The 23,236-nt window shown below is 72.2% G+C and carries 21 protein-coding genes; 8 read left to right on the forward strand and 13 right to left on the reverse strand.

All coding sequences use genetic code 11. From position 1 onward, the window contains the following. Window positions 1-5: 5 nt before the first annotated feature. Both FQY79_RS07165 and FQY79_RS07170 read right to left on the reverse strand, forming a co-directional pair. Window positions 6-1,856, reverse strand: a complete 1,851-nt coding sequence (locus tag FQY79_RS07165) for a hypothetical protein (RefSeq protein ID WP_146312191.1) — start codon at window positions 1,854-1,856, stop codon at window positions 6-8. Continuing rightward, window positions 1,853-2,794 carry a GNAT family N-acetyltransferase gene (locus FQY79_RS07170; RefSeq protein ID WP_146312193.1) on the reverse strand — a complete coding sequence of 314 codons (942 nt, stop codon included), beginning with the start codon at window positions 2,792-2,794 and terminating at the stop codon, window positions 1,853-1,855. Before FQY79_RS07170 ends, FQY79_RS07165 begins: the two co-directional genes overlap by 4 nt. Window positions 2,795-2,940: 146 nt before the next feature. Between FQY79_RS07170 and FQY79_RS07175 the strand changes: the two genes are divergently transcribed. Next, window positions 2,941-3,435 (forward strand): acyloxyacyl hydrolase, encoded by a 495-nt coding sequence (locus FQY79_RS07175; RefSeq protein ID WP_027071082.1) that lies wholly within the window; start codon window positions 2,941-2,943, stop codon window positions 3,433-3,435. Between the two features lie 15 nt (window positions 3,436-3,450). Here the strand turns inward: FQY79_RS07175 and alr are convergent, their stop codons facing one another. Together alr and FQY79_RS07185 are read right to left on the reverse strand one after the other, a co-directional pair. Then, a complete protein-coding gene (gene alr / locus FQY79_RS07180; protein WP_146312195.1) occupies window positions 3,451-4,524 on the reverse strand; it encodes an alanine racemase in 1,074 nt (357 codons plus the stop codon). Next, window positions 4,524-5,807, reverse strand: a complete 1,284-nt coding sequence (locus FQY79_RS07185) for a D-amino acid dehydrogenase (protein WP_146312196.1) — start codon at window positions 5,805-5,807, stop codon at window positions 4,524-4,526. The genes alr and FQY79_RS07185 overlap by 1 nt, the downstream gene beginning before the upstream one ends. Before the next feature lie 157 nt (window positions 5,808-5,964). On the opposite strand from FQY79_RS07185, the gene FQY79_RS07190 reads away from it, so the two are divergent. From FQY79_RS07190 to groL, 3 genes are all read left to right on the forward strand, one after another. Further along, complete coding sequence (locus FQY79_RS07190; protein WP_146312198.1) at window positions 5,965-6,489, forward strand: winged helix-turn-helix transcriptional regulator; 525 nt, start codon at window positions 5,965-5,967, stop codon at window positions 6,487-6,489. A gap of 773 nt (window positions 6,490-7,262) precedes the next feature. Beyond that, complete coding sequence (groES, locus tag FQY79_RS07195; RefSeq protein ID WP_146312200.1) at window positions 7,263-7,553, forward strand: co-chaperone GroES; 291 nt, start codon at window positions 7,263-7,265, stop codon at window positions 7,551-7,553. A 137-nt stretch (window positions 7,554-7,690) separates the two neighbouring features. Then, complete coding sequence (gene groL / locus FQY79_RS07200) at window positions 7,691-9,328, forward strand: chaperonin GroEL (protein WP_146312202.1); 1,638 nt, start codon at window positions 7,691-7,693, stop codon at window positions 9,326-9,328. A gap of 80 nt (window positions 9,329-9,408) precedes the next feature. On the opposite strand, the gene FQY79_RS07205 is transcribed toward groL, so the two are convergent. The 3 genes from FQY79_RS07205 to aat all read right to left on the reverse strand — a co-directional run bounded on the left by FQY79_RS07205 (window position 9,409) and on the right by aat (window position 12,107). After that, window positions 9,409-10,605: a hypothetical protein gene (locus FQY79_RS07205; RefSeq protein WP_146312204.1), complete on the reverse strand. Its 1,197-nt coding sequence runs from the start codon at window positions 10,603-10,605 to the stop codon at window positions 9,409-9,411. A 139-nt stretch (window positions 10,606-10,744) separates the two neighbouring features. Next, window positions 10,745-11,317: a hypothetical protein gene (locus tag FQY79_RS07210; RefSeq protein WP_146312206.1), complete on the reverse strand. Its 573-nt coding sequence runs from the start codon at window positions 11,315-11,317 to the stop codon at window positions 10,745-10,747. Between the two features lie 106 nt (window positions 11,318-11,423). After that, window positions 11,424-12,107, reverse strand: a complete 684-nt coding sequence (aat, locus tag FQY79_RS07215; RefSeq protein ID WP_222434257.1) for a leucyl/phenylalanyl-tRNA--protein transferase — start codon at window positions 12,105-12,107, stop codon at window positions 11,424-11,426. A gap of 484 nt (window positions 12,108-12,591) precedes the next feature. Between aat and FQY79_RS07220 the strand changes: the two genes are divergently transcribed. Continuing rightward, on the forward strand, window positions 12,592-12,801 hold the full coding sequence (locus FQY79_RS07220) for a cold-shock protein (RefSeq protein WP_027071091.1): 210 nt from the start codon (window positions 12,592-12,594) through the stop codon (window positions 12,799-12,801). 136 nt (window positions 12,802-12,937) lie between these two features. Here the strand turns inward: FQY79_RS07220 and FQY79_RS07225 are convergent, their stop codons facing one another. The 6 genes from FQY79_RS07225 to FQY79_RS07250 all read right to left on the reverse strand — a co-directional run bounded on the left by FQY79_RS07225 (window position 12,938) and on the right by FQY79_RS07250 (window position 20,292). Beyond that, window positions 12,938-13,381 (reverse strand): HIT family protein, encoded by a 444-nt coding sequence (locus FQY79_RS07225; protein ID WP_146312208.1) that lies wholly within the window; start codon window positions 13,379-13,381, stop codon window positions 12,938-12,940. Between the two features lie 244 nt (window positions 13,382-13,625). After that, window positions 13,626-13,874: a hypothetical protein gene (locus FQY79_RS07230; protein ID WP_425463189.1), complete on the reverse strand. Its 249-nt coding sequence runs from the start codon at window positions 13,872-13,874 to the stop codon at window positions 13,626-13,628. Window positions 13,875-14,023: 149 nt separating this feature from the next. Continuing rightward, entirely contained in the window at window positions 14,024-15,961 is a 1,938-nt protein-coding gene (locus FQY79_RS07235; protein ID WP_146312210.1) for a hypothetical protein, read from the reverse strand. 127 nt (window positions 15,962-16,088) lie between these two features. Continuing rightward, window positions 16,089-18,848, reverse strand: coding sequence for a serine/threonine-protein kinase (locus FQY79_RS07240; RefSeq protein WP_186759842.1), 2,760 nt, complete (start codon window positions 18,846-18,848; stop codon window positions 16,089-16,091). After that, window positions 18,838-19,419, reverse strand: coding sequence for an ECF-type sigma factor (locus FQY79_RS07245; RefSeq protein ID WP_146312214.1), 582 nt, complete (start codon window positions 19,417-19,419; stop codon window positions 18,838-18,840). The genes FQY79_RS07240 and FQY79_RS07245 overlap by 11 nt, the downstream gene beginning before the upstream one ends. Window positions 19,420-19,485: 66 nt before the next feature. Beyond that, window positions 19,486-20,292 carry an EcsC family protein gene (locus tag FQY79_RS07250; RefSeq protein WP_146312521.1) on the reverse strand — a complete coding sequence of 269 codons (807 nt, stop codon included), beginning with the start codon at window positions 20,290-20,292 and terminating at the stop codon, window positions 19,486-19,488. Window positions 20,293-20,690: 398 nt separating this feature from the next. On the opposite strand from FQY79_RS07250, the gene FQY79_RS07255 reads away from it, so the two are divergent. From FQY79_RS07255 to FQY79_RS07265, 3 genes are all read left to right on the forward strand, one after another. After that, entirely contained in the window at window positions 20,691-21,011 is a 321-nt protein-coding gene (locus FQY79_RS07255; RefSeq protein ID WP_146312216.1) for a hypothetical protein, read from the forward strand. A gap of 144 nt (window positions 21,012-21,155) precedes the next feature. Continuing rightward, entirely contained in the window at window positions 21,156-22,211 is a 1,056-nt protein-coding gene (locus FQY79_RS07260; RefSeq protein WP_146312218.1) for a glycoside hydrolase family 11 protein, read from the forward strand. A 13-nt stretch (window positions 22,212-22,224) separates the two neighbouring features. Next, entirely contained in the window at window positions 22,225-23,148 is a 924-nt protein-coding gene (locus FQY79_RS07265) for a hypothetical protein (protein WP_146312219.1), read from the forward strand. The last annotated feature ends 88 nt before the right edge of the window (window positions 23,149-23,236 follow it).

Below are 23,236 nucleotides of genomic sequence, written 5' to 3' on the forward strand. Positions count from 1 at the left end.
CGCCCTCAGCCGGACAGGTCCTCGGGCCGGCGCCGGCGCCGCACGTCGAGCGCCTGGCGCCAGCGCCGGGTACTGACCAGGCCGCGCGAGTGCAGCAGCACCAGCATCGCCACCACCGTGGCCCCGAAGGCTGCGAGCGACCAGCGCAGCTTCTCCCAGGCGCCGTCGAAACCGAAGTCGATCAGCTGGAACACCACCTGCAGCAGGCCGAGGAAGGCCACGTAGAACAGCACCCGTTCGAGGAACTTCTCCGACTTCTGCGCCTCGTTGCCGCGCAGGTCGTCGACCGTGCGCTCCAGGTCGGACACCACCCCGGCCCAGTAGGCCTCGCGCTGCTGGATGCCGCGGACGGTCTCGATCGATTCGTAGAACTCGCGCTCGGTGTCGTAGCGCAGCACGTTGAAGTAGCGGTGGCGCGCGACGTGGTTGAAGGTGTCGAGGCGGAAGCGGCGAAACGCCTCGAACGCCTCGTCGGCGACGCGGGTGGACCACGCGCCGCCGTCCTTCACCGTCTCGGCGTGCAGCAGGCCGTCGCGCTCGAGCTGCTCGACCAGCCCGCGCACCATCGCCTCGTAGCGGTGCACGAGGGTCTCGTTGTGCAGCGTCATCAGGTGGACGAGGAACAGGTACGGGCAGGTGCCGATCCAGCCGCGCCCGACGTCCAGGCTGCGCGACCCGGCCACGACCTCGTACACCGCCGACTGGGTGGCGTAGACCAGGAAGTGGCTGTCGTCGTCCTCGACCCCGGCCGGCGGGTAGATCGGGTCGGTGCCGTCCTGGATCTCGGAGACGTCCTGGCGCAGGAAGTCGACGATGTTCTGCAGGAAGCCCGACAGGAAGTAGTAGTCGAGGTGGTGCGGCGGGATCCCGGGCGCGCGCAGCAGCTGCTCGTCGTAGCGGCTGCGGCCCGCCTCGTCGCGCGCCGGTCGCACCGCCTGCACGTCGCGCAGCTGCAGGCGCAGCTGCGGCCGCAGCAGGGCGAAGAAGTACGGGTCCTGCAGCAGGACCACGCCGCGGCAGCGCAGGCCGGCCGGCGTGCGCAGCGCGGGGCGCTCGCCTTCGCGCTCGCCGAGCAGCTGCTGCCACAGGCTGCGGCCGGGCACGGGCGGCGCCATGGCGATGCCGCGGCGCCCCAGCTCCACCCGGATGCCGGCCAGCAGGCTGGCGGCGTGGCGTTCGAACATCGCCTCCAGGTACCCTGCCAGCGGCAGCGCTCCGCCGGCCTCGCGCGAGTGCACGCGCAGGCCGCCGTCGCCGTCGAGCCACTGCGTGCCCTCGGTCGGCGCGACCGCCTTCTGCAGCAGCGACAGCGCGTAGTAGTGGGCGTGGTCGTGCGCGTAGGGAAGTTCCAGCGACAGGTGGTAGGTGAGCGCGGCGTTGGAGTGCGCGACCCAGAACGCGCGGCAGCGCGCCCGCAGCCGCACCGGCTGCGCCAGCGACAGGGCGAAGCGGTCGCCCTCGGTTTCCCAGCGGATGTCGGCGGGGAACGAGATCTCCGGCTCGTCGCACACGTTCTCGCCGTCGCTGTCGCCGGGGCGCTGCGGCGCGCTGGGCGTGTCGAGCAGGAAGTCCTGGATGAACAGCCCGCGCTGGCGGTCGGCGATGTCGTTGAACAGCGGTTCGATCGCGCGGCCCAGGCGGCGGCTGTCCTGGTAATCGTCGCCGCCGTCGTCGCCGCGCAGCGCGGAGAGCAGCTTCCGGTTCCAGAAGCAGCGGCCTTCGCCGTCCACCACCAGTGCCTGCATCCGCGTCTCCTCGACGAGGAAGGAGAGGGTCAGGTGCAGGCGACCGCCCTCGCCGCGCAGGGCGAGGGCGCGCGCGAGCAGGTCGTCGTCGGCCGGTTGCGGCAGGGTCATGCGGGGTTCCCCGGAAGCGTTTCGGTGCCGGCGCCGGGCGCGGCCAGCCGGGCGCGCAGGCCCGGCCCCCTGCCGCCCCGGCCGGCGAGTGGCCGCAGCGCATCCAGCCGCGGCATGGGATCGAGCAGCCGGATCGCCTCGCCGGCCATGCAGCGCGTGGCGCACGCGCGCAGCTGGGCGGCGGTGTCCGGATCGGCGTGCGGGTCGCCGCCCTTGAGCACCGACACCGCGAAGAAGCGTTCCAGGTGCGTGCCGAGCACGCAGGCGTCGAGCGCCGGATGCGGCGGATCGACCACGCCCAGCATCAGGCCCGTGTCGGCGAATTGGCTGGCCGACAGCGGCGGCTGCACGTAGTCGAAGTCGAGCAGGCGCGCGCCCAGCCGCGCCCACACCGCCACGCGGTCGAACTGGTCGATGCCGGCGACCTCGCTGTCGAGCGCATAGGCCTCGGCGTCCATCAGCAGCGGATCGTTGAGTTCGATGAACAGGTACAGCGGCAGCGCGTCGGCGCCGGCGAAGGTCATCCGCGCCAGCCGGCGGGCGGCTGCGACCATGTCGCGCAGGTGGCCGCGGCCACGATGCGCCGGCGCCACGAACACGTAGTTGAGGTTCATCGCCAGCGCCGAGCCGTCTCGGCCCTCGAGCGCGTGACAGAAGAAGTTGGCGCCGCCCACGACGTCGCCGTCGCGCGAGGCCACCAGCACCCATTCGGCGTAGGGCGCCGCGATCGCGCCGGCGCCATTGAGCGCCAGGCATTCGAGGAAGCCCTCGCGGCCCTCCTTCTCGTCGGGCAGCACGAAGGCCTCGTCGTAGGCGGCGAAGAAGCGGTCGAACACCGCCCCGGGCCCGGTCGCGGCCTCGACGTCGAGCCGTCCGCCGCGCCCCCCCTCGAGCTCGAAACCGGCGTCGGCAAGACCGGACAGGGCGGGCAGCGGCATGGATGGGCGCGTCGTCGGGGAACGGCGACAGGGTAACCGGGCCGCGCCCGGAACGCTGCGTGCCGGGCCGGCGCCGGGGCGGCCGTACCGGACCCGGGCGCGAGGTCTTATCCTGCGCAGCTTCGAGTTCCCCCACCGGTGTCCCCATGTCGCGACCGATCCATGCCCCCGCGCGCCTGCTGGCCCTGCTGGCGCTGACGCTCCCCTGCGCCTTCGCCGCGCACGCCGCCGACCGGTTCGAGGTCGGCGCCGGCGTTTCGTTCACCCGCGACAACGAGGACACCCCGGTGTTCGCCGCCGCCTGGCTTCCGGAGTGGCGCGAGTATCGCGGCGGCACGCTGCGCTGGGAGATCGGCGCGATGCACGTGCGCGGGCGCAGCGATTCGCACTACGACAACTTCGACGACGTCACCGTGGTCCACGCCGGCCTGCGTTACGAGCGGCCGAGCGGCCTGGTCGCCGGCTTCGGCGCCGGCGTGCAGAGCGGCAAGACCGAGGCCCTCTCGGGCGACCCGCAGTTCATCAGCACCTTCGGCTGGCGCTGGAACCGCTTCTCGCTGCTGGCCCGGCACATCTCCAACGCCAGCATCCACCAGCCCAACGACGGCGAGACGATGCTGCAGGCGGCGTGGCGCTTCTGACGCGCCGGCGCCCCGTCACGCGTAGCGGCGCGGCACCCGCTTGAGGCCGGCGAGCAGGCGGTAGGGGCTGTTGCCGCTGCGCGCGGCCACTTCCGCCACCGGCAGGTTCGGCCCCCACAGTTCCACGCGGCTGCCGAGCCCGGCTTCCGGATGGTCGGTGAGGTCGATGGTGAGCATGTCCATCGAGACCCGCCCGATCAGCTCGCCCGGACGGCCGTCGATCACCACCGGCGTGCCCGAGGTGGCGTACTGCGGATAGCCGTCGGCGTAGCCGGCGGCGACCACGCCCACGCGCGTGGGCCGCGTGGTGGTGTAGGTGCCGGCGTAGCCGATCGGCTCGCCCGCGGCCAGGTCGCGCACCGCGATCACCTTCGATTCGAGCGTCATCACCGCGCGCAGTTCGTCGGCCGCGGCGCAGGGGGCGTCGAGCATGTGCGCGCCGTACAGCATCAGGCCCGGGCGCACCCACTCGCGGCGGGTCGCGGGCCAGGCCATCAGCGCGGCGGAGTTCGCCACGCTCGCCGGGGTGCCGGGCGGCAGCGACGCCAGTACCGACTCGAACACGGCCATCTGCCCCGGCGTGCTCGGGTGGGAGAGCTCGTCGGCGCGCGAGAAGTGGGTCATTGCCACCATGCGCTCGATCCACGGCAGGGCCGAGAGCCGTTGCCACGCCGGCACGAACTCCTCCGGCGACAGGCCCAGCCGGTGCATGCCCGAATCGAGCTTGAGCCACACCTGCCACGGCTGGCGCGCCCGGTGGCGCTCGAGCAGATCCACCTGCCAGGGCGAGGCGACGACCGTCCACAGGTGATGGCGTTCGACCAGGTCGAGTTCGTCGGCGTCGAAGAAGCCTTCGAGCAGCACGATCGGCGCCTCGATCCCGGCCTCGCGCAGCTCCAGCGCCTCCTCCATGCAGGCCACGCCGAAGCCGTCGGCGTCCGCTTCGAGCGCGCGCGCGCAGGCGATCGCGCCGTGGCCGTAGGCATCGGCCTTGACCACGGCGAGCGCGCGGCCGCCGCCCAGCCGGCGCGCCAGGCGGTAGTTGTGGCGCAGCGCGTCGAGGTCGATCGTGGCGCGCGACGGACGCATCAGCGCAGGCCCCTGGGCTGCGGCCAGGGACGGTCGTAGCGCGAGATGTCCAGGCCCTCGGGGTCGATCGCCGGCGTGCGGCCGTCGACGAGGTCGGCGAGGTAGCGCGCCGAGCCGCAGGCCATGGTCCAGCCCAGGGTGCCGTGGCCGGTGTTGAGCCACAGGTTGCGGTACTTCGTCGCGCCGACCACCGGCGGGCCGTCGGGCGTGGACGGGCGCAGGCCGGTCCAGAACGTGGCCGCGGAGAGATCGCCGCCGTCGGGGTACAGGCTGCGCACCACCATCTCCAGCGTCTCGCGCCGGCGCTGCGGCAGCGACAGGTCGTAGCCCGACACCTCGGCCATGCCGCCGACGCGGATGCGGTCGTCGAACCGGGTGATCGCGACCTTGTAGCTCTCGTCGAGCACGGTCGAGTGCGGCGCCAGTGCCGGGCGCGTGATCGGGATGGTGAGCGAGTAGCCCTTGAGCGGGTACACCGGCAGGTGGATGCCCACTGGCGCCAGCAGTTTCGGCGACCAGCTGCCGAGCGCGAGCACGTAACGGTCGGCGGTCTCGACTCGGCCGTCGATGCGCACGCCGGCGATGCGGTCGCCCGCGGCCTGCAGCGCCTCGACGGTCGCGCCGTAGCGGAACTCGACGCCGGCGTCCGCGGCCAGCGCGGCCAGGCGGGTGGTGAACAGGTGGCAGTCCCCGGTCTCGTCGCCGGGCAGGCGCAGCGCGCCGGCCAGGGTGTCGACCACGCCGGCCAGCGCCGGCTCCACGCGCAGGATGCCCTCGCGGTCGAGTAGCTCGTGGGCGACGCCGTATTCACGCAGCACCGCGATGTCGCGCGCCGCCCCGTCGAGCTGGGCCTGGGTGCGGAACAGCTGGGTGGTGCCCAGGGTGCGCTGCTCGTATTCGATGCCGGTGGCCTGGCGCAGTTCGCGCAGGCAGTCGCGGCTGTACTCGGCCAGGCGCACCATGCGCGCCTTGCTCACCGCGTAGCGATGGTGGGTGCAGTTGCGCAGCATCCGCCACAGCCAGCGGTACTGCTCCGGGTCGGCGGTCGGCTTGATCGCCAGCGGGGCGTGGCGCGACAGCAGCCACTTCAGCGCCTTGAGCGGGATGCCCGGCGCCGGCCACGGCGAGGCGTAGCCGGGCGAGACCTGGCCGGCGTTGCCGAAACTGGTTTCCATCGCCGGCCCGCTGGCGCGGTCGACCACGACCACCTCGTGGCCGGCCTGGCGCAGATACCAGGCGCTGGTCACGCCGATCACGCCGGAGCCGAGGATCAGGATGCGCATGCGTGTGCCCGTGTGCTGCTACCGGCGGGCCGTGCCCGTGCCGGCGGTAGAGATCCTGTCGCCGCCGCCCCCGGTTCCGTGGAGTGCTTCCGATACGCGGCCAGCTGCGGCGATTCAACCAGTATAGAAACGATCAGCCAGTTTGTTCTCCCGAAGAATGTCGCGATCGCGAGGTATATTCCTGCGGAAGAGGCTTTCCGGAGCGGATGTGAAGCGCAGGGGACTGGACCGGATTGACCGCCGCATCCTGAAGATCCTGCAGAAGGAAGGGCGGATCTCCTTCACCGAGCTGGGCGAGCGGGTGGGGCTGTCGACCACGCCGTGTACCGAGCGGGTGCGGCGGATGGAGCGCGACGGGGTGATCACCGGCTACCACGCGCGGGTCGCGCCCGAGGCGGTGGGGGCGGGGCTGCTGGTGTTCGTGGAGATCAGCCTGGCCTACAAGTCCGGCGACATCTTCGAGGAGTTCCGGCGCGCCGCCCTGCGCCTGCCCAACGTGCTCGAGTGCCACCTGGTGTCGGGCGACTTCGACTACCTGATCAAGGCGCGGATCTCGGAGATGGCCTCCTACCGCAAGCTGCTCGGCAGCACCCTGCTGACCCTGCCGCACGTGCGCGAGTCCAAGAGCTACATCGTCATGGAAGAGGTCAAGGAAACGCTGGAGTTGCCGGTGGGGGACTGAGACGCGGCCCGTGCTCGGTCCAACCGAGGCGATCCCGCGCCCGTTCGGTCCCTGTGCGCTTCGTCGCGACCGCGCGCCGGGCAATCGCTGTCGAGGCGGTGGAGCGGCACGGGGGTCTGCCGCCGCGCAAATGGTCCGGCTTCGGAGCCGCACCCGAAGCGCCGTCAGCCTGGCCGGTGGGCGTCGGGACCGACGGGCCGCGCCGGGGCGGCAGGCCCCCGCGGCAAATGTCCCCCGGCTTCTGCCTGCAGGCGGAAGCCTCCTCCTTGATTTCGCCGCAGGGGCCTGCCACCCCGGCACGGCCCGGCTGCCGGTAGCCGCTCTCGCCAAGCGCCCCGCCGCGACGCGCGCCCCCTCCCCCGTTTGGGGGGGAGGGCCGGGGTGGGGGCACCCGTGCCGCCCGGATGGGTCCAGGCGGGTGCGGGTGCGTCCGGGGACGAAATCAAGGAGGAGGCGCCGGCCGGAGGCCGGCGCCGGGAGACATTCGTCCCCGGGCGTACCCGTACCCGGCCCCCGCGCACGCCTGCCGGACTTCCTGGCCAAAAGCAGGGGCGGATGACCTGGACGCGTCTCGCGGCAGCCCCCACCTGAGGGGCCGGCCCGATCCGGAGTGCCACCCCCCCTTGAAAGCCCCGACGCGGCCCCCATGTTCGGCCGCACCTCCCGGGTCCAAAGCCGGGATTTTCGCGCCAGCGGTGCTGGCACTCCCTTGGGCCGAGTGCTAACATCGCCGCCCCTTTTACAGTGCAATCAATCACTTGCGAGGATTGAACATGAGCAACATCAAGCCGCTGTACGACCGCGTGGTCATCAAGCGCATGGAAGAAGAGAAGGTGTCCGCCGGCGGGATCGTGATCCCCGACTCGGCCACCGAGAAGCCGATCAAGGGCGAGGTGGTGGCGGTGGGCGAGGGCAAGGTGCTCGACAACGGCAGCGTGCGTGCCCCCAAGGTCAAGCCCGGCGACAAGGTCCTGTTCGGCAAGTACAGCGGCACCGAGGTCAAGCTCGACGGCAACGAGTACCTGGTGGTGAGGGAAGACGACATCTTCGCCCTGCTCGGCTGAAACCCATGACGGCGGCGACACGGACCGGGTGAGCCACGCCCCGCGGCCCAACCGTCCGGCGGGCCCTACGGATCGCCCCGCCGCCCGCACTGGTTCCGAAACACCAATCCACGAATCAAGAATCACGGAGTTTTCCAATGGCTGCCAAAGAAATCCGCTTCGGTGAGGACGCGCGTGCCAAGATGGTGCGCGGCGTCAACGTGCTCGCCAATGCCGTGAAGGCGACGCTCGGCCCGAAGGGCCGCAACGTCGTGCTCGAGAAGAGCTTCGGCTCGCCCACGATCACCAAGGACGGCGTGTCCGTCGCCAAGGAGATCGAGCTGGCCGACAAGTTCGAGAACATGGGCGCGCAGATGGTCAAGGAAGTCGCGTCCAAGACCTCCGACACCGCCGGTGACGGCACCACTACCGCCACCGTGCTGGCCCAGGCCTTCATCCGCGAGGGCTCCAAGGCGGTCGCCGCCGGCATGAACCCGATGGACCTCAAGCGCGGTATCGACCAGGCCGTGAAGGCCGCGGTCGAGGAGCTCAAGAAGCTCTCCAAGCCGACCGCCGACGACAAGGCCATCGCCCAGGTCGGCACCATCTCGGCCAACAGCGACGAGTCGATCGGCAACATCATCGCCGAGGCGATGAAGAAGGTCGGCAAGGAAGGCGTGATCACCGTCGAGGAAGGCTCGGGCCTGGACAACGAGCTGGACGTGGTCGAGGGCATGCAGTTCGACCGCGGCTACCTCTCGCCGTACTTCATCAACAACCAGCAGTCGATGCAGTGTGAGCTGGAAGATCCCTTCATCCTGCTGCACGACAAGAAGATCTCGAACGTCCGTGACCTGCTGCCGATCCTCGAGGGCGTGGCCAAGGCCGGCAAGCCGCTGCTGATCGTCGCCGAGGAAGTCGAGGGCGAGGCCCTGGCGACCCTGGTGGTCAACACCATCCGCGGCATCGTCAAGGTCTGCGCGGTCAAGGCCCCGGGCTTCGGCGACCGCCGCAAGGCGATGCTGGAGGACATGGCCGTCCTGACCGGCGGCACCGTGATCTCCGAGGAAGTGGGCCTGCAGCTCGAGAAGGCCACGATCCAGGACCTGGGCCGCGCCAAGAAGGTGCAGGTCTCGAAGGAGAACACCACCATCATCGACGGCGCCGGCGAGACCTCGGCGATCGAGGCGCGCATCAAGCAGATCAAGGCGCAGATCGAGGAGACCACCTCGGACTACGACCGCGAGAAGCTGCAGGAGCGCGTGGCCAAGCTGGCCGGCGGCGTGGCGGTGATCAAGGTCGGTGCCGCGACCGAAGTCGAGATGAAGGAAAAGAAGGCCCGCGTCGAGGACGCGCTGCACGCCACCCGTGCCGCGGTCGAGGAGGGCGTGGTCCCGGGCGGCGGCGTCGCCCTGATCCGCGCCAAGGCCGCCATCGAAGGCCTGAAGGGCGCCAACGAGGACCAGAACCACGGCATCACCATCGCCCTGCGCGCGATGGAGGCCCCGCTGCGCGAGATCGTCGCCAACGCCGGCGAGGAGCCGTCGGTCATCGTCAACCAGGTCAAGGACGGCAAGGGCAACTTCGGCTACAACGCCGCCAACGGCCAGTTCGGCGACATGGTCGAGTTCGGCATCCTGGACCCGACCAAGGTCACCCGCACCGCGCTGCAGAACGCGGCGTCGATCGCCGGCCTGATGATCACCACCGAGGCGATGGTGGCCGAGCTGCCGAAGAAGGAAGAGCCCGCGGCCGCGGGCGGCGGCATGGGCGGCATGGGTGGCATGGACTTCTGATCCAGCGCCGACCGCGTCACCGCAACACGGAAAACCCCGCCGCGAGGCGGGGTTTTCTTTTGCCTGCGTGGCGCGACGCGTCAGTTGCCCAGCAGCCCGCGCAGCAGTCCGCGTGCGGTCTCCTTTGCCGCCGGCCTGGCGGCGTCGCGGGTGGCGCCGGCGGCCAGGCCGGGCATGAGCATGGCGGTGGACTTGCTGCGCACGCGCACGGTCCAGGCCGGGGACCAGTCGCGCCCGGCGTCGGCCGGGCGCGGCTCGGCGATGCTGCGCTGGCCGCCGTAGGCGATCATCTGCACCACCGGCGTGGCCTCCACCCCGGCGAACACCTCGGCCGGGATCCGGCAGCTGCGCGCGTCGGCGCCGAGCACGGTGCGCTTGCCGGTCCACTGTGCCAGCAGGGCTTCGGGCAGGTAGTCCATCAGCTCGGGGCCGGCGTAGCCATCCTCGGAACTGCTCCACATCACGATGGTGTCGCCCTGCGAGGCCATGGCGTGGATGAAGTAGCCGCGCGCGCCGTCGACCGGGTTCCATTCCAGGGCCATGCCCTCGCCGGGGCTCCCCGTGCTGTCGAGCTCGATCCTGGGCAGGAAGTCGTCGCCCCGGTCGAGCGCGAACTGCAGCGACGCCGGCAGGCCGCTGCCCTCGAGCCGGTGGGTGCCGACCAGCGAGGCCGTGTCGGACACGCCGCGTCGCGCCCCCGGGTTGGGCCACAGCACGTGCTGCGGGCCGATGTCGGGGCCCTGCGCCGGCACCTGGCGCGGCGCCATCGCGCGCCCGCCCTGCACCGGCTTGCCGTTGCGCACGGTCATCGAGTACTCCACCGGCTGGCCGCTGCGCGCCTGCTCGCCGCAGCCCCAGAAATAGCGCACGCGGTAGCTGGCGCCGTCGGCCAGGCCCAGGCCGCCGCTGCCGTCGTGGCTGCCGGCGGCCTCGTCCCTGCCGCGCTCGCGCGCCAGCAGCTCGATGCTGTTGCCCAGTTGCAGCCCTTTGGGCACGGCCTGGGTGGCCGGCTGGCCGGGCGCGGCGCGGTTGTACAGCGCGACGTCCAGGTAACGGCCGGGCATGCCCGGGTGCCGGGTCATGCCGTAGCTGGGGCGCTGGCCGCCCATGGCGCCGGCCAGGCGGCCCATCGCGCCCATGCCTGGCATGCCCGGCATGGCGTGGGTGGCGGCATCGATGTACAGCTCGGCCGGCGCCGCCTGCGCGGACGCGGCCAAAGTGGCGGCGGACAGCGCAAGCGCCAGGGTCGACGCCGCGCGAAGCGGGGAAACGTGCATGGGAACGTGCATGGAATGGACCCTTTGCTGGAGGAGCGGGCCGGACGGCGGCCCTGCCGGCCCGGGGTGTCCGGGCCTGCCATCCACGAGGAAAGGGGGCGGCGACTGACAGCGCCGGTCGAACGGCCCGCAGGCCCGTTCAGTCGGCGATCGCGGCAATCCGCATGTAGCGGTCGTAGGTGTCGCGCAGGGTGTCCAGGCGCGCCTGTACCGCACTGCGTTCGGCGGCCGAGAGCGTGGCGAAGGGTTCGTTCGCCAGCACCTCGAGGGCGTGCTCGCGCTTGTGCGGCTCGAGCCGGTCCAGGCGCGCCTGGCCGTCGGCGCCGGCGTAGCGCTCGTGCATCATGTGCGCGTAGAGCACGTCGTTGACCTTTTGCCGCAGCCCGCGGTACTCCGGCAGCGGCAGGTCCGCCGTGGCGGCCACCTGCAGCCCCTGTTCGTCGTATTTGGACAGCGGGATGAAGTGGCTGCCGCTGGCGTCCATCAGCGCGATCTCCTCTTCCATGCCGCGCACGTAGGCGTCCAGCAGGTCGGGCGTGAGGGTCGGACGCGGATCTTCATTGGAGGGATGCCGGACCTGGTCGGCCGACCCGGGCGGCCCGGCCCGCTCGGGGCGCGCGCGTTGTTCACCGCAGGCCGCCAGCAGCAGCGGGAGGAGCAGGGCCAGGGCGGCGGCGGGAACGGCGGGACGGGGCAGGATGGCGTCGGGCATGGATCGGGTCTCGTGGAAGGTGGCGCAGGCGCCGGTCGGAAAGGTGTCCGCTTCATCCACGCGATCGGCGGGTGCGAACTGACAGGCCGGCCACCGGTCCACCGCGTCAGTCCACCGCGGCCGCCAGCCGCAGCGTGACCGGCCGCACGATGGCCTCGGCCAGTCGCCGCCTGAACTCCTCGCGCGTGATCTCGAACGCGCCCATCCGCTGCAGGTGCGGCTTGAGGTACTGCACGTCGTGCAGCAGGAAGCCGCTCCGGCGCAGGCTCGCGCACAGGTGGGCGAACCCGACCGCACCGGCGTTGTTCACCAGGCGGAACTGGCTTTCGCCGGCGAAGTAGCCGCCGATCGCCACCCCGTACAGCCCGCCGACCAGCGCACCTTCCTGCCAGACCTCGACGCTGTGCGCGGCGCCGATGCGATGCAGTTCGGCATAGGCCCGCATCAGCTCGTCGCTGATCCAGGTGTCGTGGCGGCGATCGGGATGGTGCGCGCAATGGGCCACCACCTGATCGAATGCCGTGTCCATGGTGACCGCGAAGCGTCCCTGGCGCGCGAGCCTGCGCGCCTCCCGGCCGATGCGGACGCCGTCGACCGGCAACACCGCGCGCATCGGTGGATCGAACCAGAGCACCCGGCGCCCGTCGTCCTGCGCCATCGGGAACAGGCCGCAGGCATAGGCGCGCACCAGCGTGTCCGCGCCCAGCGGCTGGGACTCGTGCAGCATGCGCGCGAGCGCGTCCGCGTCGCCGCCCTGCAGCCGTCTTGCAAGCGCCAGCAGCGTCCGCACGGCGCGATGCCTCGACCCGCGAAGGCGGCGCCGCATCCAGCCGGTCATGCGCGTGGAATCCCCCTTGGCATGGCGTGCCACCATACGACAAGGCGCCGGAACACGCAGCGCAAGGGCCGCACGGGCGCCCGGCAGCGGCTGCATGGCCGCGCCGCCGCGCCGCTGCGAGCCGCCCCGTCCGGCACGCCACGCGGATCGCGCCATGCGCCCGCCAGTGCCCGCCACGCCCGCCGGGCCATGTGGCTGCGCGATGAACGGCGCGATCCACTCCGCCCACGACGACTCCAGGTGCTGTATGGTGGCGCCACTGTTCAAAGCGGGATCACGGTACATCGTGGCCCGATGCGGTAGATCACAGGCGCCAGGTCGAAGACGGCCGCTCCGGACGATCCGCTCCATCGCTTCGCGTTACCCCTTGCTCGATACAGTCCGGCCACGCCTCCTGCGCGGCCGTGCATCCCCAACTGATCCAGGGAGTAACACCATGTCTGAGCGTCAAACCGGCACCGTCAAGTGGTTCAACGATGCCAAGGGCTTCGGCTTCATCACCCCGCAGAGCGGTGCCGACCTGTTCGTGCACTTCCGTTCCATCCAGGGCAGTGGCTTCAAGTCGCTGCAGGAAGGACAGCAGGTGTCGTTCAAGGTCGTGCAGGGCCAGAAGGGCCTGCAGGCCGAGGAAGTCCAGGCGCAGTAAGCCTGGCGCCAAGCCTGGACCGCAGTCGCGGTCGACACCGGACCCCGGGCGGCGACGCCCGGGGTCCGTGCTTTTTCGCGGGGCGGTTTCGCGCGGGCGCTCCGCGGCGATACCCGTCACGGCACGCGTGCGTGCGCTACGCGCCGGCGGCGATCCGGCGGACCAGCCTGGCCTGCAGTTGTTCGAGCTCGCCGCGGTCGCCCTGCTGCGCGGCGTGGACGCGCATGTCCTGTCCCGCGTAGCGCGGGACGATGTGCACGTGGATGTGGAACACGGTCTGTCCCGCGGCGGCGCCGTTGAACTGCGCCACCTGCACGCCGTCGGGCTGCAGCTCGTCGACGATCGCGCGGGCCAGCCGTTGCACCACCACCATCACCTTGCACAGCGCATCGGTGTCCACGTCGAGCAGGTTGCAGGCGGCCGAGCGCCTGGGGATCACCAGGGTGTGGCCGAAGGACTGCGGATACAGGTCCAGGAAGGCCAGGACGTCGTCGTCCTCGTAGATCCGGTAGCAGGGCGCCTCGCCGCGGATGATCCGCGCGAAGATGTTCTCCGGGTCGTAGGCATCGGTCAGGCTCATTGGCGGCTCCTCGATCGCCGGGGTGGCGCGGCGACCGCGCCGGCACTGCGGCCATCGCGCAAGGGGCGTGCGCAGTATCGTCCATCGCTCGTGGCGGGAGCCGTGCCGCGCATCGCTGCACAGGCCTTCGGCGCCTGCACACCGCTGCACTCCCCGGCCGGCGTCCGGGTCCGATCATCCAGGCGCGCGCGACCGGGTGCGCGACCAGCACGGCAGGCAGGGCCTGGAGATCATCGCGCGCCGCTCAGTCCAGGCGTGCGGCGTAGTCGTCGCGGACGTAGCGGTTGAGGTAGGTGTTCAGTCCGGTGCCGGCCTCGGCCAGGCGCTGCATCTGCATCACGTGCAGCGCGCCGGGGTGGCGCGCGTCGTAGCGGTAGGTGCCGCCGCGCCGGAAGCGGATGTCGATCCAGCCCGGCCCGCAAGCGTAGGCGACGATGCCCGAGTCGCCCCCGGTCGAGCGGTACGGCTGCATCGCGGTCCTGGCCCTGCCCATGGTGGCGAGGCTGGCAGCCTGGCGCGCACGGCTGCGTGAACACAAAGGCCGGCGGCCGATGGATGCTGCCGGATCGGTTGCGGGTGACGGGCGTCCGGGAGGCCCCCGCCGGGGCGGGGGCCTGTGCGTCCGGCATTGCCGGGGCGTGCTCAAAGGTCGATGCCGAAGCCGAGGCCGGCCGAGCGCTCGTCGCCGCTGAACGCACCGCCGAGCGAGAACGACGCGCGACCCACGCGCTTGCCGTAGCCCACCGACAGCCCGCGCTCGCCGCCCTGGAAGCCCACGCCCACGGCGACGCGCCCGCGTTCGCTGCCAGCGCCCGCGGCGTTGATCGCCATGTTGAGCATGGCCGTGCCCATCGCGCCCATGCGGTCGATGCGGCGGTCCTGGCGGTGCAGGCGGCGGTCGAGCTGGTCGAAGCGGTCCTCCAGCACGGTCATGCGGTCGTTGAGCCCGCCCGCGTCGAAGCCGATCAGCTGCTGGATCGCGGTGTCGGTGTAGCGGTTGGCCGAGGTCAGCGTGGTCACGTCGCCGCTGTCCATGTCCTCCCGGATCGCCGCTTCGCGCTCGTCCGTATACGCACCGGCCGAGGCCAGGGTGGCGGTGTCGCCCGCCTCGGAGACCTCGCCGGCAATGGCCTGCACCTGCGCCTCGGTCAGGCCGTCCCCGCCGCCGGCGGGGCCGGGCGGTCCGACCAGCGACGCCAGCCAGTCGTCCTCGCTGCCGGTGTAGCCGTTGCCCACCGCCACCTCGTAGGCGCTCAGCCCGCGCGGCCCGGGCGTGCCGCCCGGCGTGGATTCGAGAATGCCGACGCGTTCGTCCAGGCCCGCGAGCGCACCATCGACGGCCGCGAACGCATCGCCCACCGAGCCGTGGCTGCTGCCCTGGACCACGAACGCCGGCGCCGTCCAGGCACCGCCCGCGAACGCCGCGCCGCCGCCGAGGTAGGACGCGACGGTGCTGCCCATCGCGTGCAGCTGGGCCACGTTCACCGCATCGGTGGCTGCCGTGCCGGCGGCGACGCGGACCAGCCGCCGCTCGCTGCCCGCGTCGCCGAAGGACACGGTATCGGCCTCGGTGGCTACCGCGCCGTTGCCGATCGCGACGGCATTGGCGGCCGCGGAGCCGACCTCGGTGTTGCGGCCGATCGCGATGCCGTCCGCGGCGAGCGCCCGGGCATTGCGGCCGACGGCGACGGTGTCGTCCGCCGCGGCCCGGTTCTCGTAGCCGATCGCGACGCTGTAGCGCCCTTCCGCGGTGGCCGCGTCGCCGAAGGCGCTCGAACTGATGCCGCTCGCCTCGGCGCCCGATCCGACCGCCACGGCCCCCGCGCCGCTGGCGCTGCTGCTTGATCCCATCGCGATGGACACAACGGCGGTGGCGCTGTTGTTGCTGCCGACGGCCACGCTGCCCATGGCCGATGCCGTGTTCTGGAAGCCGAACGCGACGCTCAGCTGCCCGCCCGCGTCGTTGTTGCGGCCGAACGCGGAACTGTTGCCGCCGCTGGCGGTGTTGTTGGAGCCGAACGCGCTGTCGCCGGTGCCGCTGGCGGTGTTGCCGATGCCGAACGCCATCGCGGTGAAGCCGCTGGCGGTGTTGTCGCGGCCGAAGCCGGCGGCATTGTCGCCGGCGACCTCGTTGGCCGCGCCGAAGGCGCCGCTGTTGCTCCCGGTCACCGTATTGCTGCGGCCGAAGGCGTTGCTGGAATTGCCGTCGACGGTATTGCGCGCGCCGAACGCGCTGGAGTCGCCGGCGCCGCTGACCGTATTGCCCCAGCCGAACGCGCTGGCCCGGGTGGCGCGGGCGATGTTGCCGTAGCCGAAGGCGTTGCTCTCGACGGCGCTGGCGTTGTTGCCGCGGCCATAGGCATTGGCGGCGGGGCTGCAGGTACTGTTGCGATCGCCGTGCTCGTTGCCCTGGGTGCGGATCAGGGTGTCGCCGCTCTGCTCCCACGCGCCGGTGGCGTCGTTGAACGTCCAGCAGCCGGGGCCGGCGGGATCGGCCCTGGCCGCGGGCACCGCGACGGTCAGGCCGATAGCCAGCGCCAGCGGCGCGAGCGGCAGCAGGGTACGGGAATTCGGGGTCATGCCGTGGATCTCCTGGTTCGATTGGCTGGATGCGTGCCGCATGCCTGCTCGAGGCGCGGACGTCCATCCACGAGATCCGCGGTCGGGAACTGACAGGGGGTGCCGGCGGAATGTCCGGTACCGGCACTCAGCGCAGCGTGGCGGCCAGTTCGTGCATCCGCAGGGTGCCCGGATGCGACTCGCCATAGATCTCCAGGTGCGCCCGGAGCGCGTCTTCGACCGCGGCCTTCGCGTGCGCCGGACGGTGCCTGGCGTACAGTTCGGCGCGCGCGGCCATCACCCGCGGCCACTCGACGCCGTTGTCGACGCCGGCGGCACGCGCATCGGCGATGGCCTGCTCGAACAGGGTTTCGGCCTCGTCCACCCGGCCGAGCGCCGCCAGCGCCACGGCGCGCACCTCGTCGGTCGACGCCAGTCGGCGGGGATCCTTGTGCTCCGCGTTGCGGTAGATCGCGCTGGCCTGCCCGGCGAGCACGAGCGCCTCGGCGGCGCGGCCCTGGCGCAGCCGCAGGCGCGCCATCTGCACCAGGCCGATGGCGACGTAGGGGTGGTCCGGGCCCAGCATTTCGCGGCGCATGCGCAGGCCCTGGTCCAGCAGCGTCTCGGCCTCGTCGTGGCGCCCGGACTGGCGGTACAGGTTGCCGAGGTTGGCGACGGCGATCGCGTAGCGCGGATCGTCCCTCCCGAAGACCTCGCCGGCCAGCTCCATGGCGCGGATCATGTGCGGTTCGGCCTCGGCATCGCGTTCGGCATTGTCGAGCGCCAGTGCCAGGTTGTTGTAGGCGGCGGCGAGGGAGGAGCCCTGGGAACGCGAGGCTTCCCGGATCGCGATCGACTCGGTGATCGCCTCGACGGCTTCGTCGAACCGCGCCAGGTGGGTCAGGATGACGCCGTGCAGGTCCAGCAGCGAGGCGCGCGCGGGATGGTCCGGAAGGTACACCCTGCGAGCCAGCGCCAGTGCTTCCGACGACCGCTCCAGCGCCGCTTCCAGGTCCCCCCGCCCGAGGGCCGCGCCCGCCAGGCTGGCGTGCACCGGGAGCCGCTCGGTTGGCGTGAGCTTGTCCAGGCTTTGCAAGGCAAGCGCTTCTTCGAGCAGAGCCTCCTCGCGTTGCTCGTGTCCCTGCACGGAGAGGGCCGCAGCCAGCGCGCGCAGGTAGAAGAACATCGCCTCCGGCGGCAGCGCCGGCTCGTTGCGCGCGCGCGCCAGCGCAGCCTCGGCATAGGCGGCCGCTTCGGGGACCTTGCCCACGTCGGTCAGCGCGCGGCTGCGGTGCATCACCAGCTGGCCGTGCCGGTCCCCGGGGACCTGGCCGAGTCCCTCGAGCGCGCGCTCGACGGCATCGAATTCGGCCAATGCCTCCAGATGGCGGTCGGCCGCCGCGTCCAGCAGGCCCTTGCCCAACCTGGCGTGGATGACCAGCACCGGATCCCCGGTTTCCCCGGCCAGGGCGATGCCCTCGGCCAGCAGCGGTTCGGCGGCGTCCAGTTCCTGGATCCTCCGGTACAGGTCGCCGAGCAGGACCAGCATCTCCGCGCGCAGCGCCGGCGTGTCGCCGAAGGCGCCGCTCATCCGGTGCGCGCCCTGGTCGAGCAGGTCGCGCGCGGTGAGCGGGCCGTCGATGGAGGCATTGGGGTCGTTGGCCTCGAACAGCTGCACCATGAAATCGCGCGCGGCGGTCGCGCGCCGTTCCTGGATGCGGGCGATTTCGGCTTCGCGGCGCGCCTGGCCTGCCTGCCACAGGGTCGCGCCGACGCCACCGGCGACGCTCGCCACCAGCAGCACGGAAGCCGCCACGCCCAGCCTGTTGCGACGCAGGAACTTGCGCAGGCGGTAGCCGGCGCCGGGCGTCTGCGCCAGCACCGGCAGGCCGTCGAGCCAGCGGCGCAGGTCGTCGGCCAGCGCGTCGGCGGTGGCGTAGCGCTGCTCGGGTTCCTCGGCCAGGGCCTTGAGCAGCACGCGATCGAGGTCGCTCTTGAGCGGCACGTAGTGGCGGTGGTAGGCGTCGGAGGCCTCGCGCACCAGCAGCGACGGCCGGGCGGTGGCCTGGCCGTCGGCGGCGCCGGACTGCGGGGTGCGGCCGGTGAGCAGGCGGTGCAGCAGCGCGCCGAGGCCGTAGACGTCCATCGGCGTGCCGGGCGGGGCGCCGCGCAGCTGTTCGGGCGCGGCGTAGCCGGGCGTGAGCGCGCGCCACAGCGTGTGCGTGCGCTCGCCGGTGGCGTCGGCGAACTGGCCGATGCCGAAATCGAGCAGGCGCGCGTGCCCGGCATCGTCCACCAGCACGTTGGATGGCTTGATGTCGCGGTGGATGACGAGGTTGCGGTGCGCGTACGCGACCGCGCTGCAGACCTGCAGGAACAGGCGCACGATTGCCCGTGCGTCCGGCGCGTGCGCATCGCACCAGCGATCGATGCGTTCGCCCTCCACCAGCGGCATCGCCAGCCAGCAGGTGCCGTCGTCGGCCACGCCCGAGTCGACCAGCGCGGCGGCGTTGGGATGGTTGAGGCGGGCCAGGATCTCGGTCTCGCGCTGGAAGCGCTCGCGCCCCGCGGCGCCTAGCGCGCCGAGTGTCAGCACCTTCAGCGCCGCCTGCTGGCGCGCCACGCCGCGTTCGCGCCAGGCGCGGTGGACCACGGCCATGCCGCCGCGGCCCAGCTCCTCCTCCAGCGTCCATCCGCCCAGGCGCCGGCCGGCCAGGCCGCCGCTGGCCGGATCGAGCGCGGCGCTGGGCCGCAGGTGCGCGGCGATCAGTTGCTCGAGCCGGCGGCGTACCGGCTCCGGTGCGTCCAGGGCCGCCAGCCAGGCCTCGCGACCGGTTCCGGGCAGGTCCAGCCACTGGTCGAAGAGCGCATCGGCCTGCCGCCACTGCGCCAGCTTGTCAGGCTCCATCGCACGCCCCGCCGCCCGCTTCGTCATCGAGCATCGCCTGCAGGAATGCGCGCGCGCGGTCCCATTCCCGGTAGACGGTGCGCTCGGAGATGTCGAGCATCGAGGCGATCTCGGCGAACTCCATGCCCGCCAGCCAGCGCAGCTCCACGATCTGGCGCCGCCGCGGGCTGATGGCGTCCAGCGCCTGCAGGCCCTGCTCCAGCGCGAGCATGCTGGTGCGCGCCTGCGGTGCGTCGGGGATCCGGTCGTCGAGGCTGACCATGACCTGGTCGCCGCCGCGCTTGCCGGTGGCGCGCTGGCGCGCGTGCTCGACCAGGATCCAGCGCATCGCCCGCGCCGAGGCGGCGAAGAAGTGCTGGCGATCGACCACCGACAGCGGCGCGCCCTGGCTGATGCGCAGGAACAGCTCGTGCACCAGCACCGTCGGGGTGAGGGTGGAGTCGCGCCCGGCCATGCGCGAACCGGCCAGTCGCCGCAGCTCCGGGTACAGGGCTTCGAACACCGCATCCATGCGCGCTGTTCCGCCATCGCGCGCCTGCGCGAGCAGCTGGGTGATGTCTTCGCCTGGCACGCCTTGCGACCTGGTGGCTCGCGGCCGACGCTAGCATCCGCCCGGATGGGGCGCAAACCGCCGCGCTCAGGCCGCGGGACGATCCCCGGCCTCGTCCCCCAGCGCCTGGTAGGCGCGGCGCACGACGTCGGCGCCGTAACGGCGCTCCAGCCGGCGCACCGTGAAGTGCCCCTGGGCCATGGCCTGGAAATGGCGCATGAACAGCGTGTTGAGCGTGGCGCCGGTGACCGCGCCCACCAGCGGCACCGCCTGCAGCGCCAGCTTCTGGCTCACGTTGACCGAGAACCGCGAGGCGATCGCCGACAGCAGTTGCACGATCAACGGCCCGCCCTTGCCGACCAGGCCGTGCACGGCCACGTACTCGGCCGCCGCCGCGACTTGCTGCGCGAGCACCGCGCGCGCGGCGAAGTAGCCCGACTCGGCGCCGTCGTCGCTGCTGCTGCGCCCGCCCATGGTCAGCACCTCGAAGCAGGCGAGGGTCGTGGCGGGATCGTCCAGCGATTCGCCCTGGGCGCGCGCGATCTCGGCGATCGAACGCAGGATCACCGTGGTGGTCACCGGCAGCTCCACCGCCAGCCCGGCAAGGCCGAACGCGCCGCCGGCCGCGCCGCTGGCGGCGGCGACCAGGGTATGGGTCCGCGTGCGCGGCGGACGCCGCTGGTCCGGATCGAGCGTGGCCACCGCCGCGCGCAGCGACTGCTGCAGCGCCGAGCGCACCAGCGCGTTCACCAGGCGGGTGGCCGGCACGGGCAGGCGCCGGGTCATCACGTACTCCAGCGGCGCGCCCACCGCGTTGGCCAGCTGCGCGGCCAGGCCGGGGGTCTCGAGCAGGGTGTGCGCCTGGCGCAGTTCCTCCAGCGCGGCAGGGTCCAGTCCGTCGCCGCCGGCGCGGGCGCCGGGCAGGGGAATCGGCAGTGCGGTGTTCATCGGCGCACGGTAGCGCAGTCGCTGCCTCTCCGGCATGGCCGCGGCCGGTCACGGAGGCGCTGCGCGGCGCCCGTGTCGCGGCCAGGACGTGCGGATCCGGGTCCGTCGAGGTCCACCGCCAGCTCGCCATGGCCGGAACTGAGGACGGGCGGAGCAAGGGCCACGGAGGCTCCCGCATCCCGCGACGGCCGCTGGACGCCCGCCTGGGCGCCCGTGACCCGAACCTTGACGCCCGCTGAACGATCCGGGGCGTATGTTGATCATGGGTCCATCGAGACCAGGATCCGACGGCGCGAGGCCGCCCCGTTCCGCGGCTCCGCGCAGCACCGCAGCAAGGAGGCGCCATGCTGTATTCCCTGTATGAATGCCGCGACGGCACGTTCGTAGTCGTCCCCAAGGGCTTCACACCGCCGATCGAGGTCTACAAGCGCCACGGCGACTGCCGCCACGTCAGCGACGACTGCCGTGGCGTGTTCGACTCGCCGGTCTGGGACGAGGTGTCCCGGGTGATCGACCGGCGGCTCTACGCCCCGGTGCGGGCCGAGGTGGCGCTTCGCATTTTCGACGTGGAGCACCGCCGCCCGCCCGCCCCGGCGTCCGACCGGCGGTGGCGGCGTCCGCGCCAGGTTCCGGCGCGGGCGCAGCAGTCCCTGCGCGGGACCTAGACCCGCTGCAACCGAGAGCCCGGCAGCGGCGCGCTATCCGGGACGACACCAGCCCGCCCCCGCTCCCCGGGGGCATCCCTCGCCCGTCGACGCCGGATGGTAGCGCTACCTCGCGGCCCGGGCGGAAGCCAAGGAGAGTCGACAATGCAAAGGACCCACCGCCACCACGCCCTGTCCCTCGCGGCCGCGCTGCTGTGCGGAGCCGGCATGGCCCCGGGCGCCGCCCAGGCGCAGACGCTCAACAACAACGCCACCGGCACCCACGACGGCTACTACTACACGTTCTGGAAGGACTCGGGCAGTGCGTCGATGACGCTGCATCCGGGCGGGCGCTACAGCTCGCAGTGGAACAACAGCACCAACAACTGGGTTGGCGGCAAGGGCTGGAACCCGGGCGGCCCGCGGGTGGTGAACTACTCCGGCTACTACGGCGTCAACAACAGCCAGAACTCGTACCTGGCCCTGTACGGCTGGACCCGCAACCCGCTCATCGAGTACTACGTGATCGAGAGCTACGGCTCCTACAACCCTGCCAACTGCGCGGGCGGACAGGACTTCGGCAGCTTCCAGAGCGACGGCGCCACCTACAACGTGCGTCGCTGCCTGCGCCAGAACGCGCCCTCGATCGAAGGCAACAACAGCACGTTCTACCAGTACTTCAGCGTGCGCAACCCGAAGAAGGGCTTCGGCAACATCTCCGGCACCATCACCGTGGCCAACCACTTCAACTACTGGGCCAGCCGCGGCCTGAACCTGGGCAGCCACGACTACATGGTGCTGGCCACCGAGGGCTACCAGAGCTCGGGCAGCAGCGACATCACCGTCAGTTCCGGCGGCAGCAGCCCGCCTCCGGGTAACGGCGGCAGCAAGACCATCGTGGTGCGCGCGCGCGGCACCAGCGGCGGCGAGGTGATCAACTTCAAGGTCAACAACCAGACCATCGCCACCTGGACGCTCGGCACCACCATGAACAACTACACCGTGACCACATCGGCCTCGGGCGGCACCCTGGTCGAGTTCACCAACGACGGCGCCAACCGCGACGTGCAGGTGGACTACATCAGCGTCAACGGCCAGGTGCGCCAGGCCGAGGACCAGACCTACAACACCGGCGTCTACCAGAACGGCCAGTGCGGCGGCGGCAACGGCCGCAGTGAATGGCTGCACTGCAACGGCGCGATCGGCTTCGACAACATCTGAGCGCAGGCGCGCCATGGCGGGGCCGCGTGCATCGCTTCGGTCGCTGGCCCTGGCCGCCGCGCTGGGCGCCGGCGGCATGGGCCTGGCGATGGGCCTGGCGATGGGCCCGGGTCGCGACGACGCCGCCCGATGCCCCCGGGCCACGCCGGCCGCCGCCGACGCGGCGGGCATGCCCCGGACGGCCCCGGCGCCGACCGGGGCAGTGTTCGTGCCCGCCGGCGCGGCCGCCGTCGCCACGCGGACCGGCGCCCGTGCCGACGTGCCGCCCCCGGGGCCTGCCGATCCTGGACGCGATGCCGAACGGGCGCTCAAGTCGCTGCTGGCGCCGCCCGCCGGCGCGGCCGACATCCGCGGCAAGCTTGCCGCTTTCCTCGACCGCCATCGCGATCGCGACGGCGTCGCCGTCGCCAGCCGTGGCGTGTTTGAACTGGCCGACAACCCGGTGCTGCTCCCGGATACCGCCATCGCCGCGCTGTACCTGGAACGCGAAGAACCGGACATCCGGCGGGTGTTGGCCCAGGTCGCGTCGATGCGCGGCGACAACCGCTGGATCGAACTGCACGTCGCCGAGACCGCGCTCGGCCTGCACGCCAGCGAGGCCGCGCAGCGGCAGCAGGCGCTGGTGGAACTGGCGCGGACCCGGCACGCGGCCGCGGCCGATCTGGCGCTGCCGATGCTGGCCGACCACGACACCGGGGTGGTGCTCGATGCGCTGCTGGCGCTGCGCGTCACCGGCAACCAGCGCCACGCGCAGGCCGTGTCCCACCTGCGCGGGCATCCCGACGAAGCCGTGCGCTGGCTGGCGCGCGACGTGGCCGCGGAACTGCGCATGCTCAGCGGCCAGGCCCGCACCCGGGTGGCGGGCGGGGACCTGATGGCCGAACTGCCGGCGCTGCCGGCCCCGGCGATCGCCTGCGGCCGGGCCGGCCACGGCTGAGGCGCGCCCGGCCGCCGCGGCGTTTTCCGACGCGGCGACGCGGCGTCCCCCGACACCGCGCCCCCCGCGCCTGCGCCACGCTCGTGAC

This window comes from Luteimonas wenzhouensis (assembly GCF_007859305.1).
GTDB classification, from domain to species: domain Bacteria; phylum Pseudomonadota; class Gammaproteobacteria; order Xanthomonadales; family Xanthomonadaceae; genus Luteimonas; species Luteimonas wenzhouensis.

Excerpts from the sequence above, each read along its gene's own strand:
- FQY79_RS07235 (WP_146312210.1), bottom strand. The coding sequence starts at position 15,961 with ATGACCCCGAATTCCCGTACCCTGCTGCCGCTCGCGCCGCTGGCGCTG.
- alr (WP_146312195.1), bottom strand. The coding sequence starts at position 4,524 with ATGCGTCCGTCGCGCGCCACGATCGACCTCGACGCGCTGCGCCACAAC.
- FQY79_RS07230 (WP_425463189.1), bottom strand. The coding sequence starts at position 13,874 with ATGGGCAGGGCCAGGACCGCGATGCAGCCGTACCGCTCGACCGGGGGC.
- FQY79_RS07255 (WP_146312216.1), top strand. The coding sequence starts at position 20,691 with ATGCTGTATTCCCTGTATGAATGCCGCGACGGCACGTTCGTAGTCGTC.
- FQY79_RS07220 (WP_027071091.1), top strand. The coding sequence starts at position 12,592 with ATGTCTGAGCGTCAAACCGGCACCGTCAAGTGGTTCAACGATGCCAAG.
- FQY79_RS07260 (WP_146312218.1), top strand. The coding sequence starts at position 21,156 with ATGCAAAGGACCCACCGCCACCACGCCCTGTCCCTCGCGGCCGCGCTG.
- FQY79_RS07205 (WP_146312204.1), bottom strand. The coding sequence starts at position 10,605 with ATGCACGTTTCCCCGCTTCGCGCGGCGTCGACCCTGGCGCTTGCGCTG.
- FQY79_RS07175 (WP_027071082.1), top strand. The coding sequence starts at position 2,941 with ATGTCGCGACCGATCCATGCCCCCGCGCGCCTGCTGGCCCTGCTGGCG.
- FQY79_RS07190 (WP_146312198.1), top strand. The coding sequence starts at position 5,965 with ATGTCGCGATCGCGAGGTATATTCCTGCGGAAGAGGCTTTCCGGAGCG.
- FQY79_RS07165 (WP_146312191.1), bottom strand. The coding sequence starts at position 1,856 with ATGACCCTGCCGCAACCGGCCGACGACGACCTGCTCGCGCGCGCCCTC.
- groL (WP_146312202.1), top strand. The coding sequence starts at position 7,691 with ATGGCTGCCAAAGAAATCCGCTTCGGTGAGGACGCGCGTGCCAAGATG.
- FQY79_RS07265 (WP_146312219.1), top strand. The coding sequence starts at position 22,225 with ATGGCGGGGCCGCGTGCATCGCTTCGGTCGCTGGCCCTGGCCGCCGCG.
- FQY79_RS07210 (WP_146312206.1), bottom strand. The coding sequence starts at position 11,317 with ATGCCCGACGCCATCCTGCCCCGTCCCGCCGTTCCCGCCGCCGCCCTG.
- FQY79_RS07185 (WP_146312196.1), bottom strand. The coding sequence starts at position 5,807 with ATGCGCATCCTGATCCTCGGCTCCGGCGTGATCGGCGTGACCAGCGCC.
- FQY79_RS07170 (WP_146312193.1), bottom strand. The coding sequence starts at position 2,794 with ATGCCGCTGCCCGCCCTGTCCGGTCTTGCCGACGCCGGTTTCGAGCTC.
- groES (WP_146312200.1), top strand. The coding sequence starts at position 7,263 with ATGAGCAACATCAAGCCGCTGTACGACCGCGTGGTCATCAAGCGCATG.
- FQY79_RS07225 (WP_146312208.1), bottom strand. The coding sequence starts at position 13,381 with ATGAGCCTGACCGATGCCTACGACCCGGAGAACATCTTCGCGCGGATC.
- FQY79_RS07240 (WP_186759842.1), bottom strand. The coding sequence starts at position 18,848 with ATGGAGCCTGACAAGCTGGCGCAGTGGCGGCAGGCCGATGCGCTCTTC.